19 protein-coding genes, 1 tRNA gene and 2 pseudogenes are annotated in these 23,351 nt (G+C 41.6%); 10 read left to right on the forward strand and 12 right to left on the reverse strand.

Annotated elements, in window-relative coordinates:
• The first annotated feature begins 106 nt into the window (after positions 1-106).
• A complete protein-coding gene (locus V7K89_RS14325) occupies positions 107-271 on the forward strand; it encodes a hypothetical protein (protein ID WP_335188112.1) in 165 nt (54 codons plus the stop codon).
• Positions 272-293: 22 nt separating this feature from the next.
• Here V7K89_RS14325 and V7K89_RS14330 read toward each other — a convergent pair whose 3' ends face one another.
• The 6 genes from V7K89_RS14330 to pstS all read right to left on the reverse strand — a co-directional run bounded on the left by V7K89_RS14330 (position 294) and on the right by pstS (position 5,961).
• A complete protein-coding gene (locus V7K89_RS14330) occupies positions 294-1,031 on the reverse strand; it encodes a CHAT domain-containing protein (RefSeq protein ID WP_335188114.1) in 738 nt (245 codons plus the stop codon).
• Positions 1,032-1,519: 488 nt separating this feature from the next.
• Positions 1,520-1,801: a hypothetical protein gene (locus V7K89_RS14335; protein WP_335188116.1), complete on the reverse strand. Its 282-nt coding sequence runs from the start codon at positions 1,799-1,801 to the stop codon at positions 1,520-1,522.
• A gap of 124 nt (positions 1,802-1,925) precedes the next feature.
• A complete protein-coding gene (gene pstB, locus V7K89_RS14340) occupies positions 1,926-2,732 on the reverse strand; it encodes a phosphate ABC transporter ATP-binding protein PstB (RefSeq protein WP_335188118.1) in 807 nt (268 codons plus the stop codon).
• 57 nt (positions 2,733-2,789) lie between these two features.
• Positions 2,790-3,671, reverse strand: a complete 882-nt coding sequence (gene pstA, locus V7K89_RS14345; protein ID WP_335188120.1) for a phosphate ABC transporter permease PstA — start codon at positions 3,669-3,671, stop codon at positions 2,790-2,792.
• Between the two features lie 19 nt (positions 3,672-3,690).
• Positions 3,691-4,638, reverse strand: a complete 948-nt coding sequence (gene pstC / locus V7K89_RS14350; protein ID WP_335188122.1) for a phosphate ABC transporter permease subunit PstC — start codon at positions 4,636-4,638, stop codon at positions 3,691-3,693.
• 141 nt (positions 4,639-4,779) lie between these two features.
• Positions 4,780-5,961, reverse strand: coding sequence for a phosphate ABC transporter substrate-binding protein PstS (pstS, locus tag V7K89_RS14355; RefSeq protein ID WP_335188124.1), 1,182 nt, complete (start codon positions 5,959-5,961; stop codon positions 4,780-4,782).
• A gap of 594 nt (positions 5,962-6,555) precedes the next feature.
• Here pstS and V7K89_RS14360 point away from each other — a divergent pair.
• Genes V7K89_RS14360 through lspA form a run of 3 tightly spaced genes read left to right on the forward strand, consistent with a single transcriptional unit; the run spans position 6,556 to position 7,821 of the window.
• Entirely contained in the window at positions 6,556-7,143 is a 588-nt protein-coding gene (locus V7K89_RS14360; RefSeq protein ID WP_335188126.1) for a biotin transporter BioY, read from the forward strand.
• A 4-nt stretch (positions 7,144-7,147) separates the two neighbouring features.
• On the forward strand, positions 7,148-7,306 hold the full coding sequence (locus tag V7K89_RS14365; RefSeq protein WP_335188128.1) for a hypothetical protein: 159 nt from the start codon (positions 7,148-7,150) through the stop codon (positions 7,304-7,306).
• Positions 7,307-7,344: 38 nt separating this feature from the next.
• Positions 7,345-7,821 (forward strand): signal peptidase II, encoded by a 477-nt coding sequence (gene lspA / locus V7K89_RS14370; RefSeq protein WP_334849097.1) that lies wholly within the window; start codon positions 7,345-7,347, stop codon positions 7,819-7,821.
• Between the two features lie 208 nt (positions 7,822-8,029).
• Here lspA and V7K89_RS14375 read toward each other — a convergent pair whose 3' ends face one another.
• The gene (locus tag V7K89_RS14375) at positions 8,030-8,725 is read right to left on the reverse strand and encodes a hypothetical protein (RefSeq protein WP_335188130.1); all 696 of its coding nucleotides are present in this window, start codon (positions 8,723-8,725) and stop codon (positions 8,030-8,032) included.
• 442 nt (positions 8,726-9,167) lie between these two features.
• On the opposite strand from V7K89_RS14375, the gene V7K89_RS14380 reads away from it, so the two are divergent.
• The 3 genes and pseudogenes from V7K89_RS14380 to V7K89_RS14390 all read left to right on the forward strand — a co-directional run.
• Complete coding sequence (locus tag V7K89_RS14380; RefSeq protein ID WP_335188132.1) at positions 9,168-11,438, forward strand: transglycosylase domain-containing protein; 2,271 nt, start codon at positions 9,168-9,170, stop codon at positions 11,436-11,438.
• 66 nt (positions 11,439-11,504) lie between these two features.
• Positions 11,505-11,705, forward strand: a pseudogene (locus V7K89_RS14385) (four helix bundle protein); the annotation flags it as partial.
• A gap of 169 nt (positions 11,706-11,874) precedes the next feature.
• Positions 11,875-12,042: pseudogene (locus tag V7K89_RS14390) on the forward strand (four helix bundle protein); the annotation flags it as partial.
• Between the two features lie 55 nt (positions 12,043-12,097).
• Here the strand turns inward: V7K89_RS14390 and V7K89_RS14395 are convergent.
• A complete protein-coding gene (locus V7K89_RS14395; RefSeq protein ID WP_335188134.1) occupies positions 12,098-13,531 on the reverse strand; it encodes a DUF4335 domain-containing protein in 1,434 nt (477 codons plus the stop codon).
• Entirely contained in the window at positions 13,528-14,154 is a 627-nt protein-coding gene (locus V7K89_RS14400; protein WP_335188136.1) for a DUF3038 domain-containing protein, read from the reverse strand. Before V7K89_RS14400 ends, V7K89_RS14395 begins: the two co-directional genes overlap by 4 nt.
• 398 nt (positions 14,155-14,552) lie before the next feature.
• Between V7K89_RS14400 and V7K89_RS14405 the strand changes: the two genes are divergently transcribed.
• Together V7K89_RS14405 and V7K89_RS14410 are read left to right on the forward strand one after the other, a co-directional pair.
• A complete protein-coding gene (locus V7K89_RS14405) occupies positions 14,553-15,071 on the forward strand; it encodes an adenine phosphoribosyltransferase (protein ID WP_335188138.1) in 519 nt (172 codons plus the stop codon).
• A gap of 185 nt (positions 15,072-15,256) precedes the next feature.
• Complete coding sequence (locus V7K89_RS14410; RefSeq protein ID WP_335188140.1) at positions 15,257-16,303, forward strand: ABC transporter permease; 1,047 nt, start codon at positions 15,257-15,259, stop codon at positions 16,301-16,303.
• 258 nt (positions 16,304-16,561) lie between these two features.
• On the opposite strand, the gene V7K89_RS14415 is transcribed toward V7K89_RS14410, so the two are convergent.
• The 3 genes from V7K89_RS14415 to V7K89_RS14425 all read right to left on the reverse strand — a co-directional run bounded on the left by V7K89_RS14415 (position 16,562) and on the right by V7K89_RS14425 (position 21,466).
• A tRNA-Gly gene (locus V7K89_RS14415) sits at positions 16,562-16,632 on the reverse strand.
• A 50-nt stretch (positions 16,633-16,682) separates the two neighbouring features.
• Positions 16,683-17,849 carry a hypothetical protein gene (locus V7K89_RS14420; protein WP_335188142.1) on the reverse strand — a complete coding sequence of 389 codons (1,167 nt, stop codon included), beginning with the start codon at positions 17,847-17,849 and terminating at the stop codon, positions 16,683-16,685.
• Between the two features lie 68 nt (positions 17,850-17,917).
• Complete coding sequence (locus V7K89_RS14425) at positions 17,918-21,466, reverse strand: response regulator (RefSeq protein WP_335188144.1); 3,549 nt, start codon at positions 21,464-21,466, stop codon at positions 17,918-17,920.
• Between the two features lie 1,018 nt (positions 21,467-22,484).
• Between V7K89_RS14425 and V7K89_RS14430 the strand changes: the two genes are divergently transcribed.
• Entirely contained in the window at positions 22,485-23,135 is a 651-nt protein-coding gene (locus V7K89_RS14430) for a GNAT family N-acetyltransferase (protein WP_442941666.1), read from the forward strand.
• The last annotated feature ends 216 nt before the right edge of the window (positions 23,136-23,351 follow it).

Consider the following 23,351-nt stretch of genomic DNA (forward strand, 5'->3'; position numbering starts at 1 on the left):
CGTAGCTTGCTACCGTAGGCATCGCTAAACCCAATATTTGTTTTTAGATTTTGGATTTTGGTGCAAGCATTACCGCAGGGTAGGTAATTAAATAGGTGTAAATAAAGTGGAAAAAATATACACATCTCATTTATATGAAACAGATTTCTATGATTGGACGCAAAAGCAGGTTAGCTTGCTCAAAACTCAACAGTGGGACTACACTTTAGACCAAACTTTAAATCCTAAATTCTTACCAAATGTTAATCAGGTTGATGAACAGGGCGAGTAATTGCCCCAATACTATTATTTTCTCACCGTAAACCGTGGCAAATAAAAGTAGCCCAGTAATGAGGATTTGAAAAGGGAAATTGCTGAGTAGAGTTTTCGATTTCTTTAATTCGTCTGTTCAATTTAGTATACATATTATATTCAAGCTTCCATTGTTCATATTCGATAGAATCTAAAGGATATTTTTTTCTATTTCCTATCAGTTCTTTTTCCCTTACTTCAACTTCCTGGAATATTTTATTAAGGTCTAATTTTGTAAATTCTCGTAGCTGAATTTGGGCTTTATGTAATGCTTCAGGGCGGTTTATACCTTCTTGTCGCTGCTGGTAGTAAAAAATCGAAAATAATGCTGTGGCTAAATCATTAACTGACCACAAAGTACTAACTACACTTCTAGCACCAGCACACAAAAATCCTGTGGAGATAGTAAGAATATCATCAGTGAACGAAGGAGTACCTAAATTAGTTTCACAGCAAGACAGAAAAACTTCTACAAGTTGAAGTAAACGCCGGCTTGGAGTCATCAATTGTCCCAAGGTAATGCTACCATCAGCTAATTTTAACTGTGATTCTAAAGGATTATCGCGACAATATTTGGCATGATAGCAGAAATGAAGTACTTGAACTTGTTGCGCTAATTGTCGATAATTGTTAGCGGTGGCTTGACTGCTACCAATTAATCTATTTTCTCGTGGAATATTGTATATTTGGGCGAATTTTTCGCTTTCAAATCTGGCACTGTAGAAGATTATCTTCAGCATCTTCTACAGTGCCATATTGTAAAGACATTTTATCTACAGTGTCACGTTGTTGACAGAACTCTAAAATTTGGCAACTTGGGGTGTAACGAATCAGAAATTTATCTCCTAAATATTCCTGATATTCTCCTGTAGGTAAAGCAACGAAGGGAATCTGATGTAATAACAGGTGAGGTACTAAAATTAATTATTCTATTCCTTGGAGATGTTGAGATATGAGTTCAGATATTTGCAGGCAATCAGCTAGTTCTTAGAGAATACTGTTAATTTGAGTTTCCCATTTTTTGGGTTCATTTCTATAAAGCAATAACCAATTCTGGTTAATCCAGCCTTGCAATGTATCTAATCCTGTATATAGACGCGAACAAGCAAGTTTAAAGTTAGTTGCTACATTGTTTATTGGTGATGAATTGAGTTCATCTATATTGCCTGATTTTACTTGTGCGAGCGCACAACTATTTAATTAATAAAAATTACGAATTACGAATTAGTTAATTGTGCTGTAAAAACTCAACTTTGGGTAATAACGGGTCAGTCACAATACCCACACCACTAAAACTCCAGCGTTTGAGCAAGTTTCCCAACTGTGTACGCGCAATAGATTCCACAGCAAAGCGATTTGCCACTTCTGCTGCATGGGCGTTGAGATAGCTAAGGGCGTCAAAGTTTTCTTGAAACAGCAATAAATAGCCCGATGTTTCAGCATCAGGACGAGCTATAAGATAATTTCCGTCACTTTTTGAACGCACCAAATAATAAACTTCAGACAACATGGAGATGAGATTTGTTGGGGAGGAAATAAAGTTCTTCAAATAAAAAACATAGAGGAATATCGCACAGCTTGAATTTCCGAATATCCCTCATTGCTTTAATATAAACTATGTGAAATATTTATTTTTATCCAAATTTGCCGCTGACGTAATCTCGTGTATCTTCCTGCTGAGGACTGTTGAAAATTACTTCTGTTGCATCATACTCTACCAGATAGCCATTACGGGTTCCTGTTTCAGAAGTCCGAACATTAAAAAAGGCTGTCTTATCAGAAACACGCGCTGCTTGCTGCATGTTATGGGTGACAATGACAATAGTATATTGCTCTTTAAGTTCGTGAATCAGTTCTTCAACACGCAAGGTAGAAATGGGGTCAAGAGCGGAGCAAGGTTCATCCATCAATATAATTTCAGGTTGTACTGCGATCGCGCGAGCAATACATAACCGTTGTTGTTGTCCACCAGATAAAGACAAGCCACTTTGCTGTAGTTTATCTTTGACTTCATCCCACAAAGCTGCTTTTCTGAGACTACTTTCTACTAATTCATCCAAATTACCTCTATAGCCGTTGATTTTGGCTCCAAAAGTAATATTGTCATAAATTGATTTGGGAAATGGGTTTGGTCTTTGAAACACCATCCCAATTCTCCGACGCACTTCTACAGGGTCGATTTCGGATGCATACAAATTTTTATCGTAAAAAAGTATTTTACCTTCTGCCCGAAATGACTCAATCAGGTCATTGAGACGGTTATAGCATCGCAACAACGTACTTTTACCACAACCAGAAGGGCCGATAAAAGCAGTCACCTGATTTTTCGGTATATCTAGCCAAATATTTTGTAAGGCTAAAAACTTGCCATAGTAAACGTTGAGATTTTCAGTGCGTAAAACGGTTTCAGTGTTATTCACTGTCCTAATATTGGTAGCCATAAATTAAATCTAGTGTTAGTTTAAGCGATGAGAATTTGCACTGTGTATGGTTGTTTACTAAGCTTTTTTGCGAGTTGCCCAGCGAGCGATGATACTTGTGATTAAAACCATCAATACCAAAATTAAAGATGCTGCCCAAGCTAGAGATTGCCAATTTTTAAACGGAGAAATGGCGTATTTGTAAACTAAAACAGCCAGAGAAGCTGTTGGTTGGAATAAACCATCTGGCCAAAAGTTAGAAAATAGAGCAGTAAATAGCAAAGGAGCGGTTTCTCCAGATGCTCTGGCGATCGCTAAGGTTGCCCCAGTTATAATAGCTGGTAAAGCTGCTGGTAAGACTACTTGACTCACCGTTTGAAAGTTATTCGCTCCCAACCCTACAGATGCTTGTCGCAAATCTTGCGATACTAACTGCAAGGCTTCATCAGTAGTTCGCAAAATAATTGGCAACATTAAAATTGCCAGTGCAAACCCTCCAGCTAGAGCTGAATACGATCCTAAGTTCAACTTTACCATTGTCAAAACTACAATCCCATAGGCAAATACCCCAGCAATAATTGAGGGTACTCCACTAAGGACGTTAGCCGCAAAACGCACCCATCTAGCTACTTTCGCCGAACTAAATTCTGTAATGTAAATCGCCCCTAAAACTCCAAAGGGGATACTAATCAAGGCAGCAATTCCTACCATCAGCAGCGTGCCTAAAACTGCATTACCAAAGCCTCCTCCCTTTTGGAGAGCTTTGGGTGGCAATTCAACAAACACAGCTAGATTCAGACTGCTAAAGCCTTTAATAATCACGTAAGAAAGCACTGCTAGCAAAGGTAAAAGTGCCAATACTCCGCAGATAAATGCGACTACAGTCATTACTGTATTAAACAGTGTCCTTTGAGACGTGGGGGAGCGAGTTAAACTGCGCTCTGGAAAATTAGAAGTCATAATTTAACCCAAAACTAAGCTATATTCGCTTGACTCTCAAAATGATCAACTCTGCCAGAATATTGACTACCAGTGTCAAAAAAAATAGAATTAAAGCTGCGTACATTAAAGCCGCAACTTGCAAACCACTCGCTTCTGAGAATTGATTTGCTAGTAGAGAAGAAATCGTATTGGCTGGTGCTAAAAGAGAAAGACTGATGTTGTTGGAGTTGCCAATTAACATCGTTACAGCCATTGTTTCTCCCATTGCCCGCCCAAGTCCTAACATCACAGCACTCACTATACCCGAAAAGGCTGCTGGGATAAGAACTTGTAAAATCGTTTCCCAGCGTGTTGCTCCTAGTCCGATAGAGGCTTGGCGCAAACTTGAGGGTACAGAAATCAAGGCATCACGGGATAAGGCTGTGATGATGGGCAAAATCATAATCGCTAAGATGACTCCTGCCGGCAGCATTCCTGGCCCTGTAGGAGAAGTGCTAAAAAATGGCAGCCAGCCAAAGTAACCATTGAGCCATTTTCCCAAGTTGTTTAAGATTGGCACCAAAACGAAAATCCCCCACACCCCGTAGACAACGCTGGGAATAGCTGCGAGCAATTCTACTGCGAAAACCAGTACCAGTTTCACTTTAGCGGGTAAAAAATCCTCGCTCAGTACAATAGCAGTACCAACTCCAATAGGCACTGCTATCAGCAGACCAATAAAAGAACTCAAGAGAGTTCCATAAATTTGAGGTAGAACTCCGTAGCTATCATTAACCGGGTTCCAAGTGGTGTTGGCTAAAAAGCCAGCACCAAACTTTTGGATGGCAGGCCAAGAGGCAATTGCAACCTGCGACCCAATCCATAATAAAGTTCCAGCAACCCCAAAAGCGAATATTTTAGTCAGCCAAATAAAACCCAAATCTAAGGATTTTTCGGCATCAGAGCGATTTTTCATCGCTGATGAAATTTGAGAATTTGTAGTCATGAATACTGATTTTCAGAATTAAATCAGAGAAGAATATGGGAGGCAACCAGATTAGTAAAATTGTCGCCTCATCATCTATTTCAACTAATACAATGGTAACTTAATGTTCAAAGTTACTACTTAATAAGCGTGTTTGATTGCTTACTTGCTAGCGCTACTACCACTGGCGACAGAAATTTTATATTCTGGGCTGATTTGGTCAGCAGCAGCAGCCACCTTTGTAATCACATTTGACGGTAGAGGAACATATCCTAATGCACTAGCCTGCTTCTGTCCATCAGTTAAAGCGTATTCGATCGCAGCTTCAATCGCCTTGGCTTTTGCCACATTGGGATATTTCTTGTAAGCCAAAATCCAGGTGTAAGTGACGATAGGATAGGAATCAGCCCCGTCGGGATCAGAAATGAAAGAGCGGAGATTTGCGGGTAGAGCTACTGATTCGAGAGTTTTAGAAGCTGACTCCTCACTAGCTACAACAAACTTACCGCCTTTATTTTCCAAAGCAGCAAACTTGAGACTATTTTGTTTGGCATAGCCATACTCGACATAACCAATAGAACCTTGAGTTTGTTGGATTTGGGCAGTAACACCCTCGTTACCTTTAGCACCTACTCCCTTAGGCCAGTTGACAGTTTTACCTTCACCAACTTTACTTTTCCACTCAGGGCTGATAGCGCTGAGATGTTTTGTGAACACACCCGTAGTTCCGCTACCATCAGAACGATAAACAACTGTGATTGACTCTTTCGGAAGCTTTACACCTGGGTTAGCCTTGGCAATTTGGGCATCATCCCAAGACGTGATTTTGCCTAGTAGAATATCGGCGTAAACGGCTCGTGGGAGCTTGAGTTCTGGAACATCAGGCAAGTTGTAAGCCAACACGATGCTACCAGCAGTCACAGGTAGTAAAACAACACCTCTATCTGCTGGTACTTTCTGGATTTCTTCATCCTTCATTGCGACATCGCTGGCACCAAAGTCTACAGTACCTTTGATAAATTGTTCAACTCCAGAACCGCTACCAACTGATGCATAGTCAACTTGCAGATTGGGATATTTTTTGTTTAAATCTGTGAACCAGGTATCATACAGTGGTGCCGGAAAAGACGCACCAGCCCCGCTTAACTTTAAGGTTCCGCCAAGGTCTAATTTAGCTGGGCTAGAGGCAGTAGTATCTGTAGCAGTGCCAGAAGTCGTATCTTTGGTAGCTGTACTATCTAGTGTTTGCTGTCCGCCACAAGCTGCTAGGCTGATTGTCAGTGCTAACACTGAAATTGAACCTGTGAGGCGATGAGTTTTTATTGCACTAAGACGTGAGAGCATCGCTATCAATTTTTTAGTAACTTTTCAGGTGAGCGTTTCTAAGATACTCCCAAAGGACAACAATAGAGATTAACGAAAGGTTAACAAAGCAAAAAGATACTTGATTTTTTTGATAAAGAACAAACCCTTGTTTCTAGATTTGATTGATAAATTTTATACTCTTGCTTTAGGTTTCAGATAAAAATATGACTACAAGTTTGTTGTACTCATTGACAAAATTTTTTTGTTAGTGTACTTTCGTTGGTCAAGTTATAAAAAAGTATATTAATCTTAATTAAGATTAAGTATTAAACACTTTAGAGCCAAATTTAGGCGCTGCTCTGCAAAACTAACTAGTATAAATACCAATATGAATAATAAATGTTGATTTTACTATGTTTTAGGCTAAATACTAGAATTCATAGCAGGCTTCAGCTAAGAAAATTAGATAATAGACGCCTTAGTTACAATTCATCGAACTGAACAATTACATAGCAAAAAGGCAAAAGAAAATATGCTAGTTCTTAAGATATAAGCACAAATTTCATTTCAATATTAATGAATATACTAGTTGCTGTTGGTTTTCCTTTTTGCTTTTCCTTGGTTGCCTGATAAATGTTTGCTGCTTCCAATCAATTACTATGGTCTATGATCGGCTTACTCCTGACAATGGGTGGTACCTTCTTAGAAGTTTATGGCATCACCTTACCTTGGACTTGGAGTCAGCAAGGAATTCAGACTTTTCCTTTAGGTGTCACTTTTCAAATTGGCGCAGTATTGTTGGTGGGTTGTTTAGGGGGCAAAAATGCGGGTGCACTTTCACAAATTGCCTATTTAGTTATGGGATTAACCTTATTACCAGTATTTGCCGATGGCGGCGGTATTGGTTATGTCAAGCTATCTTGGTTTGGCTATCTACTAGGCTTTATTCCTGGAGCTTGGATTTGTGGCTTAGTTGCCTTTAAAGCCAGACCTCGACTAGAAACTCTTGCCTTTAGTTGCATCTGTGGCTTGTTAACTCTCCACATCTGCGGTATTACTTATTTGATTATTAGCTATCTTTTTCAGTGGAAAGGCACAGAAAATCTATCCTTGATGCAAGCAATCCTTAGATACTCTTGGTTTGCACTACCAGGTCAACTAACTGTGGTCTGTGCGGTTACTGTAATAGCATATATATTGCGTCACTTAATGTTTTATTAGTTCATTGTTATTTGTCCTTTATCCTCTTTTACAAAGTTCTGATGCCTACGGCGGGCTGCGCCAACGCCGGAAGCCGGCACTCAACGCCAGTTCGCCCAAGTCGGGAAACCCGCCCAAGCGACTGGCTCGACTTTGCGCTTTGTCAAAAGCTCATGACCAATGACTAATGACTAATGACCAATGACCAATGATTAATTTGCCATGCGTTTAAAAAATCGTCTTTTCTGGATCGCTGCCTTCATCGCTTTTTTCTTAGACCAAATAACAAAGTATTGGGTAGTACAAAGCTTTAGCTTGGGGCAGACACTACCACTCTTACCTGGAATATTTCACTTCACCTATGTTACTAACACTGGTGCGGCTTTTAGTTTGTTAAGTGGGAAAGTAGAGTGGTTGCGCTGGCTATCTTTAGGAGTGAGTTTAGTATTGATAGCGTTGGCGTTAATTGGCCCAACATTAAATTTGTGGGATCAGTTAGGCTATGGCTTGATTTTAGGTGGAGCTATGGGCAACGGTATTGATCGTTTTGTTTTAGGCTATGTCGTTGATTTTCTTGATTTTCGCTTAATAAACTTTGCTGTATTTAATGTGGCAGATTCATTTATTAGTATCGGTATTGTTTGCCTGTTAATTGCTTCCTTGCAAAAAACACCAACTCCAACTGGCAGATCCCATTAAATTATTGAGCCTGGGATAATTAGCCCCAGGCTATTGACTTAGTGAAACCCTTGCTTAGTCTTATATGCGAAGACTTTACGTATAAGGTTTTATCAATTTTTATTTGTCATCTGACACCAGTTTGCATAACTAGTGCAAGAGTTCAAGAAAGATGCACCAATGATCACTGATGGCAAACCATTATTTAGATTATGCCCCAGCTTTTAATTTAATTACCTGTGGTAGGAGTTTTTGGCGAACTAGAGCCGGGAGTACTGGGAGAGCTGCCGGGTGCGGGTTCTATACTGCTGCCAGGCGTGCCAGGAGTGCCAGGTTGTTCAGGTGGGGTTGCGCTTCCTGGGTCGGTAGTGCTACCAGGGGTGCCAGGTTGTTCAGGAGTGGTTGAGCTTCCTGGTGCTGGAGTTAAGTTGCTAGGTGCGCCTTCAGGAGTGGTTGGAGTAACGCTTCCTGGTGCTGGAGTTAAGTTGCTAGGTGCGCCTTCAGGAGTGGTTGAGCTTCCTGGTGCTGGAGTTAAGTTGCTAGGTGCGCCTTCAGGAGTGGTTGGAGTAACGCTTCCTGGTGCTGGAGTAGTTTCAGGAGTGCCAGATTCAGGAGGCGTGGTTCCTGGTGTAGTTGTACTATCAGGAGTGGTGGTGCTATTTGGCGTTGTTGTTTCTGCTGGTGCTGTATTGCTACCAGGAGCACTAGGGGTGGCTGCTGTGCCGCCGGGACAGCGAGAGTTAAGCGGAAAATGCTCGCACAGAATTTTCTTACCTTCTGGCGACAACTTGATTTCCGTTGGTGTGCTAGTGGAGTCGCTACTAGACTGGGCTATGGGGGATTTACTGGATTCGGCTACAGCAATATTAGTGGTAAGTGCCAAAGATAAAGCTGTACCAATCAGGGTCAGAGATTTTCCCAACATTACTGTAATTAACCTCAACGGAACACTCGCCCTATTAAAGCAGATAATTAAGATTTAGAAAATCTTCCTAAATGAAGATATTTAGGTTTTTTTCAATAGTTTCAATATATGTGGATGTGTAAAATTGGTAAAATTTAAATCAGTTGTTTATTTATAACTAGTCTTAAAAAATACAAAAAAATATTATATTTTTAGTTATAGAACTATTAATACTAGCCAAGATAAGCCTTTAGTAAGGAATAAAAAATTTTACCTTCAATAAATAAGTGACTAAAATCACAAATCAGTTCTTTATTTAATATAAATTAAAGTATAAATTAGATCAAAAAGTTCCGTATAGTCAATTTCTGCTTTGGCTTATGAGTAAAATGATGAAAGACTAACATCTAAATTAATTGTGATTCGCCCGATTCTTCATTAAAAACTGTGATGTGAATAGCCGATGAGTTCTCCCCAACCCCCTCACAAGCCACAAACGTTACTAGGTCAACTGACTCAAGCAGTACATACGATTCAAGCTAGGGTCGATTTTTCTAAATTGGCGCTCAAGCCTAATGCCAAAGTACCAGAACTTTGGGTGCAAGATGCGGGGGCGGATAAAGCAGAGGTATATCCACTGTTGGGCGATCGCTATATTCTCGGTCGTAGCTCCAAATCCAGTGATATCGTCATCCGTAACCCTGTTGTCAGCCAAATTCACCTGTCACTATCGCGGAATTCTACTCAACGCACACCAATTTTCACGATCAAAGACGAAAACTCCACCAATGGCATTTATCGTGGCAAGCGTCGTGTTAGCTCCCTAGAACTGCGTCACGGCGATATTCTAACTCTGGGCCCCCCAGAACTCGCCGCTTCTGTGCGGTTGCAATATGTCGATCCACCAGCATGGTATGTCAAAGCTGCAAGTTGGACAGCTTATGGAGTTGGTGGTGTCAGTGCCCTGTTAACATTAGTGATTGGCGTAGAATGGCTGAAATTTTCAGTCAGACCTCTACCGACAGCGACACGCGCCCCAGTAGTTGTTTACGCCCGTGATGGAGCCACTCCCCTGAGAGAACCTCGGACAATTTCTCATGTTGACATGAAGCGATTAGAGGAATTTGGCCCTTATTTGCCTGCTGCGGTAGTGGCTTCAGAAGATAGTCGTTATTACTGGCACTTTGGGGTTGATCCTCTAGGGATTTTACGAGCTGTGTTGATTAATAGCCGCACCGGAGATGTGCAACAAGGAGCTAGCACTGTAACCCAGCAAGTTGCCCGCAGTTTGTTCCGCGAATATGTAGGTAGACAGGATACCCTTGGTCGCAAATTGCGGGAGGCAGTTGTCGCCCTAAAGCTCGAAACATTTTACAGCAAAGATGATATTTTGCTGATGTACTTAAATCGGGTTTTTTTGGGAGGGGATACCTCTGGCTTTGAGGATGCAGCCCGTTATTACTTTGAGAAGCCCGCTAAAGAATTAACTTTGGCAGAAGCAGCAACATTGGTAGGAATTTTGCCAGCTCCCAACGCTTTTGATTTTTGTGGAGATGGGCCAAATAAGCTAGAAGCGGCTGAATACCGAAATCGCGTAATTAAGCGGTTGCTAGAGATGGGCAAAATTAAACCAGAGGATGCGAACCGGGCTAGACGCTCCACTGTCCAAATCAGTCCTAAAGTCTGCGAACAGCAAGCTAAAACGATCGCACCTTATTTTTACAGTTACGTCTTCTCTGAACTCGAATCAATCTTGGGAGAGGGAGCTGCAAGAGAGGGAAACTATATCATTGAAACCAAGCTCGATCCAGCCATACAGAGACAAGCAGAAGCAGCGTTAAATAATTCGGTCAACAACTCTGGTAGAACTTTTAATTTTTCTCAAGGGGCATTAGTCACTCTTGACTCTAGTACAGGCAGTATCCTCGCAATGGTAGGCGGGACTGATTACAAAAAAAGTCAGTTCAATCGTGCTGTTCAAGCCAAAAGACAACCAGGTTCCACCTTCAAAATCTTTGCTTACACTGCCGCTATTCAACAGGGAATTTCGCCATCCAAGAGTTATTCCTGCGCCCCTTTAACTTGGCAAGGCTTTACTTATAAACCCTGTCGTGCTGGTGGTGACACTAGCTTCGATATTGCTACCGGGCTGGCGCTTTCAGAAAATCCTATCGCCTTGCGAGTTGCTAGAGAAGTCGGGCTGGATAAAGTAGTGGCAATGGCGCAGCGTTTGGGGATAAAATCAAACCTCGATCCGGTTCCTGGCTTAGTGCTGGGTCAAAGTGTAGTCAATGTTTTGGAAATGACTGGTGCTTTTGGCGCTATTGGCAATCGCGGTGTGTCAAATCCTCCCCATGCGATTAACCGAATTTTAGACAGTGGTGATTGTCGCGATCGCAATGATATCAAAACCTGTCGGGTAATCTACTCCTTCGACCAAGATCCAGGTGCAAACAAACGAGTGTTAACAAATGATGTTGCAGATGAAATGACTGGTTTGATGCGCGGTGTAATCGCAAGAGGTACTGGTCGTAGTGCTGCCATTGGATTAGGGGAAGCTGGCAAAACTGGCACGACTGATAAAAACGTTGATTTGTGGTTCATTGGTTTTATCCCCAATCAGCGACTTGTAACTGGCGTTTGGTTGGGAAACGACAATAATTCCCCGACATCTGGCAGCAGTGCTCAAGCAGCTCAATTATGGGGGAATTATATGCGGAGAATTACTCGGTAATTGGGCATTGGGCATGGGGCATTGAGAATTGGGAACTATTGATCAATAAATGATCAATGGACTTTTGTGAGAAGACCTGATTTTGAAGACTTAGAAGTTTATCAACTTGCTGAAAAGCTAGCTAATGAAATTTGGCGTATTGCTAAAGAATGGGACAATTTTACTAAAGATACACTGGGCAAACAAATTGTTCGGTCTGCTGATAGTATTTGTGCGAATATCGCAGAAGGTAGAGGCAGGTACAATGACCAAGACAATCGACGTTTTTAGGACTTACGCATCATACATATGTACTATACGTTCTTTGGGCTTTTGAGCCATGTCTAATAGCCAAAACAGTAAATATGCGACTAAATCAGGGTTGCAGTCAGCACGTTAAATGTACATTTTGCGTAGTACATATTATGGTCAATTTGTACAGTGCGTAAGTCCTAGTTTTGTCAAAATTGCGAGAGGGTCTTTGTATGAAACTATCAGTTGGTTGAGGTTAGCTTACGCCAGACAGTTGTTGACAAATGAACAGGTAAGTAAATTTAAACCAATTCTTGATGAACTATTACCCAAGCTCAATGCTTATCTAAAATCCATAGGGAATAGGGAATAGGGCATGGAGAATAGGGAATTCCAACTTAATTCTCTGCCCAATGCCCAATGCCCAATTACTGATATCCCTTCCAAGGAGTGACTTCGAGCTTGCCGTTAGACTTGAATATTACTTGGAAGTGGGCTAGAGGTTCTTTGTCATTTGGAGGAGCTACATTAGAACCATAGATGGCGTTAAACATGTTAGGAAGAGGTGTTTCTCGGAAATAATCAAAGGCGACTTGATTAAGTGGTTCATAGTCGGCAATTACACCTTCTTTATTGACTGCTACCCGATACTTCAAATCTCGTGTAAAGGTGGGAGTACCAGTCCAGGTTTGGCGAACTGTATTATAAAGCTTTTGATTTAAACCTTTAGTGATATTAGAGTCAGTAATTTTTGCACCTACTACCTCTGGTGTCTTAGCATATCCTCGCCAAGGGCTAACTTGCAGCACACCATTTGTAGTAAACACTATTCGGAATTGAGCGATCGGTTCATTGGAAATGCGAGCGCGGTTAGCAGGATTATAAAGTAGGTTAGGCAGAGGAGTTTGCCCGACTCCTTGATTGGCCTCTTTATTCACCGCTTTATAACCAACGATCGCGCCATCCGCGGCTACACCCAAACGATAGACCAAATCCTGTTGCAATCCTGAGCGTTTAGTCCAAGCTGGATGGATTTGGTTATATACTTGGCGATTCAATGCACGCAGCTGGGATGGATCAGTAATTTCTGGAACTGTATTTAAAAGTGCTTCTAAATCTTTAACTGCTGGCTTTTCATTAGCTGTGGATGGTGTTGGTGCGGGCGTTGCCGCTGCAATAGGTGTTGCAGCCGCTGATGCTGGAGGATTAAGGTTCTTTGTTGCAGAGCTAGTTTGCTCATCTGGCTGAGGCTGCGGTATACGTATTTGGGGAGGTGGAATCAAGTTAAATGCGATCGCTGCTACTGCTAAACTAGATACTCCCACAGCAGCAGGAACAGCCTGCTTGATTACAGCCTGACTAGCACCGCCATAGCGTCTAGTAACTGGTTGTAGTTCTAAGGATAATTCTGGTAAAGTCTGGGTATCAGCAAAAAACTGATCCACTGCTTCTACCAAATCAAACAACTGCACCGTATTTAAATCTATTTCAATCGGCGGACGTTTAGAATTATTAGAGCGATCAAACCCCTCTGGAGTACTTTCTGAATGTATGATTAACCTGTGGAGGTTGCCGTCAATTTTTTGAAACTCTACTAGCTCCGATTCTTGGTTGTGTGCTTGCGGATTGGATACGCTACTCAGAAATTCTTGGGCGTAACCACTAACAGCCCTCACCAAACTTTCAAAAAATTCTCGCCCTCCCGTTAGGGGTTGATTATAACCAGATAAATAACATTCTGCATTTACCAATATTGATAATTCTGGGCGCATTTCCTGGAACTGTGCAGCCCTAGTGACATCACTTAACCCTTCTAAAAGAAGAGTACAATTAGGTAGACTGTACTTACGTTGAATATTCATTCTACTTCACCGTCAAAAAGACTAATCCAGAACCGCTGCATTCCAGCAGTACCAGTACAAAATAGTAATTGTCCTAACAAATTTATTGCTAGCGCATCTAATTTTTCATCAGAAGTTAATGCTAGTACACCAGAACGTCGAGAATTCATTCGGCTTTTAAAATGCGCTCTAAACCGCTCTAGATAGTTAGATAGCCGCAAATTCTGTTCTAATGGAATCTGTTTTTCTTCCATTTGTTGACATATCATTAATAATTGGCGGATGACAACAGTTAAACGCCGTGCTATGTAGCAAGCAATGACCACCAAAGCTTTTGCTTCCATAATAGTTAAGGGACGGCGTATATGCGCTCTTCGTAGCGGGTTAGAGCTACGCATCCGCCATAAATTCACCCTGTCTTTAACAATTCCTTTAAGATCCAACTCTTGAGCAAAAGCCAGGATTGCTTCCGAACCACCAAGCTCTAAAGCTTCGATTGCCAGTAAAATCAGGTCAATTTGCACCCTGGTTCTCCGAGGACACGTTTTGGAGGCGATCGCAGGATCTGGTAAAGTGTCCAGAATCATCGGCAGTGAGTCTTGGGTTGGACTGTTGAACGGCGTTAAACTTGCTGAAACATTCATTCTATAAATACCTTGTGCGGTTCCAACAGACTAGATAAAACAAATTTAAGATCGGTAGCCAAGACTTGAGCCTTAGACTTGTGGCAGTAGCATGACTACTTGATATATACATTACTTAACTCTTTCTACTCAAAGTTTTCCCTATATTGAAATCAAAATTTTAAAACATAACTAAATTCACCTCATCTATTACTGCAATACCTTTTCTAGCTTGGTTTAGATTCTAATTATCGTCAATGAAAGGCGAAGTTTCAGGCTCGACCCCAGCGTATGACATTATAGTGTACGATTTTTCAGGTATCTGAAATTGGGCATTGGGCATTGGGCATTGCTTATTAATTTATCGACCTCATTCCCCATGATCCATTCCCCATTCCCTACTCCCCATTCCTCATTTTATGGATTTAAAGTCTCTCATTCGTGACATCCCAGATTTCCCGAAACCCGGAATTTTATTTCGAGATATTACTACGTTACTGCGCGACCCAGAGGGACTGCGCTACACTATTGACTTTTTAACACAAAAATGTAATGAAGCTGGAATAACAGTTGATTATGTCATTGGTATGGAGTCGAGGGGATTTATTTTTGGTTCACCTCTGGCTTATAAATTAGGAGTTGGTTTTATTCCCATCCGCAAAAAAGGGAAGTTACCAGCAGCCGTTCACTCAATTGAATATCAACTAGAGTATGGTACAGATTGCTTAGAAGTGCATCAAGACGCTTTACATCAAGGTAGCCGAGTTTTGATTGTGGACGATTTGATTGCCACGGGTGGAACAGCGAGTGCCACAGCCAAATTGGTGCAGAAAATTGGCTGCGAACTAGTAGGGTTTGGGTTTATTATCGAGCTACGGGATTTACAAGGGCGTACACATTTACCGGACGTGCCGATTATCTCTTTAGTTGAATATTAATTATTTGTCATTGGTTATTAGCAAACAACAAATGACAAATAATTAAGGACAGATGACATAGACGCGCCAGCAGTGAAGCAGCGCGCAGAAAGGGGGTTCCCCTCATGAGCGACTGCACCAAGCCGTTGGCGCAGCCTCTCGTAGAGAAGGGCTTCCCGCAGAGTAGGACAAAGGACAAAATATAAATGACATCTGCGAAAATTTCCTTGGAGACAGGTCGGGATTGGCTAATCGAGCTAGTCACGAGCGAAACTTTTGTTTATGTAGCAAAGCGGTTATTGCAGGCACTGCTAACTTTGTTGTTGGCGTCAGCGTTGTCGTTTATCATCATTCAACTCGCTCCTGGTGATTATGTAGATACGTTGCGGCAAAATCCGAAGATATCTTCTGAAAGAATTGAGGAAATTAAGCGGCAGTTTGGTTTGGATAAGTCTTGGCTAGAACAATTTTGGCTGTGGCTTTGGCGAATCTTAACTAAAGGGGATTTTGGCACAAGTTTTATTTATCAACGCTCAGTGGCATCGCTGTTGTGGGAACGAGTACCAGCGACATTATTATTAGCGATCGCATCTTTAATTGTCACATGGGCGATCGCCATCCCTCTAGGGATCTTTGCCGCTGTTAAACAAAATAAGCCAGCAGACCGGATTTTACAGGTAATTAGTTATGCCGGACAAGGCTTTCCCAGTTTCATCACTGCCTTAGCACTGCTGGTTTTAGCCCAAATCACCTCGCCATTGTTCCCAGTGGGTAGCATGACTAGCATCAATCACTCAGAACTGTCATGGTTTGGCAGAATCTTAGATATCGGCTGGCACATGATTTTACCCACAATCGCACTCTCAATTACTAGTTTTGCTGGCTTGCAACGCATCACTCGTGGCGAATTATTGGATGTTCTGCGTCAAGACTACATCCAAACGGCTCGTGCCAAAGGTTTGCCAGAAAACCGCGTCATCTACGTTCATGCACTCCGCAACGCCATAAATCCCTTAATCACCTTATTAGGTTTTGAATTAGCTAGTTTATTAAATGGTGCCTTCATTGCCGAATTTTTCTTCAACTGGCCCGGTTTAGGGAGGTTGACTCTACAGGCTTTACAAGCTCAAGATTTATATTTATTAATGGCAAGCTTGGTGATGGGCGCAGTTCTGCTGATTGTTGGCAATTTAATCGCCGATTTGATGCTCAAAGCAGCCGATCCACGCATTCGCTTAGAAAATCTCAATTAGCAGCAATTCAAAAATTCAAAAATCAAAACCTATTGGGCGGTTTCCAGAGTACTGTCAACTATCAAACAACAAACAGGTAGCCAGAGTGCGGATGTTTTTGAAGAAAGTGTTGCTGATTTCTCATCCTGTCTTCAATTTGGCTACTCTTAGTTTCAAGCTATTTCTGTATACCGCAAAATTGGGAATTGCTTTTTAACTAATTATTTTACCAAGATTCAAACTTAGTTTTTGCACTCGTATATTTAAGAGTTTTTTCTAAGCGGGCGGCGGGAATCGAACCCGCATTAATAGCTTGGAAGGCTATAGTTTTACCACTAAACTACGCCCGCAAATTTCCAACCCTATAAACTTAACACAATTTTTGCCAAAATTCAAGTATTTATTTGGAATTGGCGGGTTGGATTTTGATCCTGACATATAGATTGCTCAATTCTGGTTTTGTGCCATCGTTATTGTGGGCAGCAATAAAGTTTTCTGTTTTAAAAACTTCGCTCAGGACTTGCTCATATATAGTTTTTTCACTTTGCAATGTTGCTGGTTCTATTTCTAAAACTACAGCCTGTTGAAAGTTGCCATTCTGATCGATAATCAAGCTTGCCAAGAGTTGTGCTGACTCAAGTCTTGAATTGCGAACAAGAAAACTTGGATCTAATTGTTTTGTGTTGCTTCCTCTGTATAAAGCGATAACGTCGGGTAAGGCATCTTGTCGGAATCCTTTTGATTGTATCAAGCTAATCACTTCATTTTTAGATAAGGGAGCTACTATTGCTATCGATGCTCCTCCTGTTGAAGTTGCTGGAGTTTCCCTAGTCGAAGTTGTCGGAGTTTCCCTAGTCGAAGTTGCTGGAGTTTCCCTAGTCGAAGTTGCTGGAGTTTCCCCAGTCGAAGTTGCTGGAGTTTCTCTATTTTCAGGTTCTGAAACTGGTTGATTTGATGGAACACCTGTTGGTAGTTGCGTTCCCTTTCCCAGTTTAATTTCTTGACGACGCTTCCAAGGTAAATTACCGATTGGAACTGTAGGTATAGGTGTGACTTTAGGTGTAGATTTCGGTGTAACTTTAGCTACAGGTTTCGGTGTAGCTTTAGGTGTAGGTTTCGGTGCTGGTGTAGAAACTATCTGTTGTCTAGAGGGTTCGCGATGAGGTTGAGAAGCGTGAATCCGGCTCTTTTTCTGGAGATTATCAGGGGAATTTATTGCGCCAAAATCTTCATTTTTAGGCGTAGTTCGTGCTGTTTGTGATGAACGTGTTGGTATAGACTTTTGAGTTGAGGATAGTGGCTTTGACGAAACTATTTTGGCTGTTGATTTTGATTTGATTATTGATTTTGTTTTAGGAGCAATGTCTATCAATTCAATGGGAACAGCAGATTGATTTTGCTGGGGAAACCACAGGCTAAATGCATTAGATGAGCGCATTAGCCAGAACACCAGCAAGTGCAGAGAGACTGAACTGACAACAAAAAAAATCCACAAACCTGGTGGATCGGTGTGTCGTCTCCAGACCTTGGCTGGAATTGGAGTTTTGTCTGCAACCGATGGTGTCATATTATATAAACTGGATATGATTATGCACTTTTAATCATTGGTAATGCTTTAAAATACCAGTCTAAATTTTAGCGATTAACCATTACCTCTGGTGTAACAGCGAAAGTCAAAACAGTTTCATCTACTCCTTTAAGTTCTAGCGGTCTACCTTTAGTAATTTCTCCTTCCTGTAAATAATCTGCTACGGCAGCAGAAACTAGGATTGTACCGGGAACAGCGGCAGCTTGTAACCTTGCAGCAATATTCACACTTGGGCCAATAGCTGTATAATCTGCACGTTCAGCGCTACCAAACATCCCTACAACAGCAGTACCTTGGTGAATACCGCACCGGAACTGCACGCTAGTAAGTTTGTCGCTATCGAATACACCTTGCTCTCGCCAGCGCTGGTTTAAGTCAGCCAGTGAGCGGTGCATTGCTCTTGCTGTATTAATCGCACGACGCACTTGTTCGTTAGGGGTTAGTTCTTCCGGCGCTCCATATAAAGCTAAGATAGCATCTCCCATAAATTTATCTACAGTACCGCCATTGCTAAAGACAACTTTGGTCATGGCTTCTAAATATTCATTTAGCAACTCTGCAACTCGTCGGGATCTGAGAGTATTTGCTAGCTGTGTAAAACCCACAATGTCGCTAAACAAAACTGTAATTAAGCGTGGTTCTGGGCGCAAATCTAGCGTTAAATCTCCGATTGCGGCTTTTTGCACTAATACAGCAGGCAAAAAGCGCTTTAACACCGATTCTGTTAGATAAGTATTTAACTCCACAATTCGCCGTTCATTTTCTTTCAACGCTAAAAGATTCCGAACTTCCGCTAAAAGTTCTCGATCGTTAAATGGTTTTGCTAAATAAGCGTCCGCGCCATGTTCTGTACCTTCAATGCGGGTTTCTTCATCTATTTTCGCTGTCAGCAGAATGATTGGTGTTCCTTTCAACGTTTCCTCATTGCGGATCATCTGAATCATCTCAAGTCCGCTCACTAAGGGCATCATTAAGTCAGTCACAATCAAGCTGGGTATAATTTCCTTAGCTTTACTGTGCCCTTCATGACCGTTACGAGCCGTCTTTACATAATAGCCATTACGGCGGAAAATCTCAGATACATAGGTTCGCAAATCAGGGTTATCATCTACAACTAAAATTGAGTGCTGAGTCTTAAGTGCTGAGTCTTTAATATCAACACTGGAAGAGAGATTTATTGTAATATCTTCAATATTGTCTGTTGTTGACTCTACTAGTTCTAAATCAGCCAATTCTACGTTAGCGCGGCTTGTATTTAGTTCGGTAGGCGTCTCTAGTATTTGCTGTGCAGGTAAATGAGCATTTCCAGTCACTAGCCATAAACTAAAGGTAGTACCTTCACCATAAACTGATTCCACAGTGACTTGACCACCATGTAATTCTACTAATTCTTTAACTAAAGCTAAACCCAAACCACTGCCTTCATAGGAGCGATTTGCTGAACCTTCAGCTTGGCGAAAGCGCTCAAATAAGTAAGGAATTTGTTCTTTAACAATGCCAATTCCAGTATCTTGTACTTGCAAGATGCAACGATCGCGCTCAGATTTTAGTCGAACACTAATCGTGCCACCTTCAGGAGTAAACTTCATGGCATTTGACAAGAGGTTATAAACCACCTTGTCAAATTTTTCCATGTCTAAGTACACCGTCGAACATTCATCTAGCTGGGTAACGAGATGCAGTTTCTTTTTCTCGCAGTAAGGACGAAAAGATTCCACTATTTGGCTGACAAATTCGACTAAATCGCAGGGATGGAAATTTGGCTGCATTCTCCCAGCATTCAGGCGTTGTAAATCCAGGAGTTGATTTACCAATCGCAGCAGACGGCGGGAGTTACGTAGGGCAATCGCACTTTGAAAGTTAGATAATCCTTCACCAGTCGCCACTGCCGACTCTAAAGGCCCTTGAATCAAGGTAATTGGTGTGCGAAACTCATGGGAAATATTTTGGAAAAATTCGGTTTTTTGTTTGTCTAATTCCAGTAAACGTTCGGCTTGTTGGCGAGTTTTTTGATACAAATGTGACTGCTGGACAGCGATCGCTGCTTGCGCTGCGACTGCTTTGGCCAAATCGATATCAGATGGCAACCATTGGCGTCTTTTTTTACCTTCATGCAAAGTAATACTACCGATACATTTACCATCAGCCAATAATGGCACAAACATTAGCGATCGCGCTGGCATTTTTAAAGGCAAATCAAAACCCTGCACATCTGAAAGAGAATGGCTCACATTACCAATTACCACAGGTTCATGTGTCTGTAGCATTTGTTGGAGGATGGGATTCTCCTGAATAGATGCTTGAGAATAGGGTAATCTTTGGGTTGGTAGGTGATTATTGCTACTTAATCTATTTTCCAAGGCTGGCGATGCCTGCGGCGGGCTGTGCCTACTGAAATTTTCTAAATGTTGAAAACTGTCATACAAGCCCACACACTCAACAAACTCATCTTCCTCTGTCCATAAAGACAAGACGCAGCCATCGACTTGTAAAGCTTGTCCTAATTGCTGGGTAATTGCCGCAAAAATATCTTGAGGATCTAAGCTAGAGCGAATTGCGCTAGTAATCGTATTAATCAAGCTCTCTCGCTTGGCAAGGGCACGTACTTGTTCGTAAGCATAAGCTTGAGATAAAGCTAAGGCTGCCTGATCCGCTACCATCAACACTAATTGCACCTCATCATCTCCCCAAAAGCGAGGCAGAGAACACTGGTGCAGTGCTAGCACTGCCATCAGTTCTTGTTGGCAGATCAATGGCACAACTAAACTAGAACAAATGTTAGCAGCAGCAAAAGCTTGCCTACGTTCGCGCAGTTCGGGAGTGTTACCGTGAATGCGCTCATCATCGATCGCATCGTGAATCACCTGAACTTCGCGGGTTTCCCACACCGTCTGAGCCAAAAGAGACAGAGGGGGAGCAGAGGAGGCGGGCAGAGATGAAAGACCTACTGCTAGTTGCCCTTCGTTCTCCTGCACCTCTGCTTCTTCAGAAAAAGGCTTCTGATAAATAAACCCTTTATCCGCCAACTGCTCATCTTGGAAGGGACGCAACAGACAGACATCCACTTCCAACATGTGACCCACTGTATCTACAATTGCTTGCAAAATTTGTCTATAGTCTAAAGCACTGCGAATCGTATTGGTAACGGTATTCAGCAGCGATTCTTGACGGAGTGTGCGAGTAAGTTCGCGGGTTCTGGCTTTGAGAACATTGTGGGTATCCAAAGCTTGGCGTACCACTGCTTTGAGTTCCTCCGCTTCCCACGGTTTAGTGACATATTTAAAGACCTTACCAGCGTTGATTGCTTCCACCAGATCTTCGACATCGGTGTAGCCAGTTAAAATAATCCGGATAATATCTGGATATTGAGTTGCTGTCAGGCTCAAAAATTCTGTACCGCTCATCATTGGCATCCGCTGATCGGAGATGATCACCGCGATCTCTCCCTCTTGAGCCAGCAGATCAAGGGCCGCAGGGCCAGAGGTTGCCCTTAGCACCTTATAATCACGATAGAAAGTGCGGTAAAGCAAGTCAAGGTTGTCTGGTTCATCATCAACAACCAAAATTTTAGGCTTACTGTTTGCTTGAGATTTCATGCACCGCTTTCCTGCTGCAACGGCAGTCGGATAAAGAATAATCTGATCAGGTAAGGATTTTTCTGAGTCAGGTAAGAGCAGAGCATTTCGACCAATATGGCTGTTTGGCTACATGACTGCTGAGTGTAGAAGCGTTTACTCACAGTAATTCGTCTCAATTGCTTGTGCCGATTACCGTTTGCGTTGGTGCAGTGTAATTGCTTTCATTGTCAGTTTTAGTGTTACAGAGTCGACGCTTGCTTGCCAAATCTTTTTTCACCTCTTGTGAGCAATGTATGATAATACATACAGCGCTCATAGCCAGCTGAAAAATCCAGATAAAGCTGCATATTAAGTTTTCCCTCCACAGCTGTTGTAATAACACTTGCAGGTAAATTTTATTTATGGTAGTCATGGTAGAGTCAGCCAAATTAAAACAATAAGATTTAAAGCCAAAGTATACTATTAGACAAATACCTCTTTCTAATTTAGCAATCAGAACTATCATTAAGACAAGTGGTAGTGGTTGAGGAGTTAGAGATTAGGGATTATGGAACCTTGCAGATTCTTGTCCCAGTACCTGTACAGTCTATTTGGATAACTTGGTAGCAAAGTAGTGTCAGTGTAGCGGTAACTGCAAAAATAAATTCAGTACTACAAGCAAGGGTGGTTTGAAACCAGAGTTTGCCAATAGTGTACTTACTTAACAATTTCAAAGATGCTGCTTACGGACAAGTTATGCTATTCCTCTGCCCACTCATTCAAAGCTCTATCACTTTACAGATGCTTTTGTGGCAATTAGTTTGATATTCTGGCTACCTAAAACAAGGGATGCAATGAATCTACTGAATTTAAGGTTATAGGTTTATGAAGTTGTAACTCCTAATACTCTTTCAAAAATGCAGGTTATAAAACTCTAAACTAAAGTGTAAAAATTTGTTTAATCGACAAGCAAAAGTGATATTAGCAATATTGATTCAGTCAAATCTCCTGGGCAACTCTAAAGTTCTGATTTAGTTTAAATCTTGTTTTAGGATATTTGAGAAAATTTTTGTTGAATAAAATCAATACTAAACTAACCTTGAAATATCGGTTTTTTCACCCATACCACCAACAGCCAATCGATCCAGCTTCCTACCAATTTCAAATTCGTACAGCTACATCGGCTGATTTGATTAGTGTTGCCCAAATTATTACTGAAAGCTTTCACTCCCACAACGGTATATGGGGATGGGCTTTCCCGTTGCTACGTCTGGGTATTTACGAAGACTTAAGGCATCGGATGACATCTCCTACGCCCCGTCATATTTGCTTAGTTGCCTTTGAATCTACTACTGGTGAGGCCAATAACTTAGTGGGAAGTGTGGAACTGGGTGTACGTTATAGAAGTGATTCATGGAGTCAAGTTGGTGTAGGTTTTCCTTACTTATCTAATTTAGCGGTTCACCCAAAATACCGTAGACATGGTGTGGCTTCAGGATTGCTTACTAGCTGTGAAAAGGTCTCTCGCGAGTGGGGATTTCAAGACTTGTATCTCCATGTTTTAGAAAATAACCATCAAGCAAGGCAGCTTTATTTCAAGCTAGGATATCGAGTGCATAAAGTCGAATCGAACTGGAATACATTTCTTTTAAGACGCTCAAGCCAGATGTTATTGCACAAGCACCTGAGTGCTGATTCCATTATCTGAATTGTGTTTTGGCAATTGTCAAGTTTTGTTTTCCATTCCAATTAAATTTGATAAAGTCTGTAACTCATAGCGGTAATCAAACACAAACTAGCCTAAACCACGTCTACCTTGAAAATCATAGTTAACCTGAGTTGGGGTTAAGCAGATTGAGATAAAATCCAGTCCATTTGAAGGCTAGGCTTCTTCGGTTGGTGAGAATAAGCAATTAATCCACAC

The sequence above is a fragment of the Nostoc sp. genome (assembly GCF_036917515.1).
GTDB lineage: Bacteria > Cyanobacteriota > Cyanobacteriia > Cyanobacteriales > Nostocaceae > Nostoc.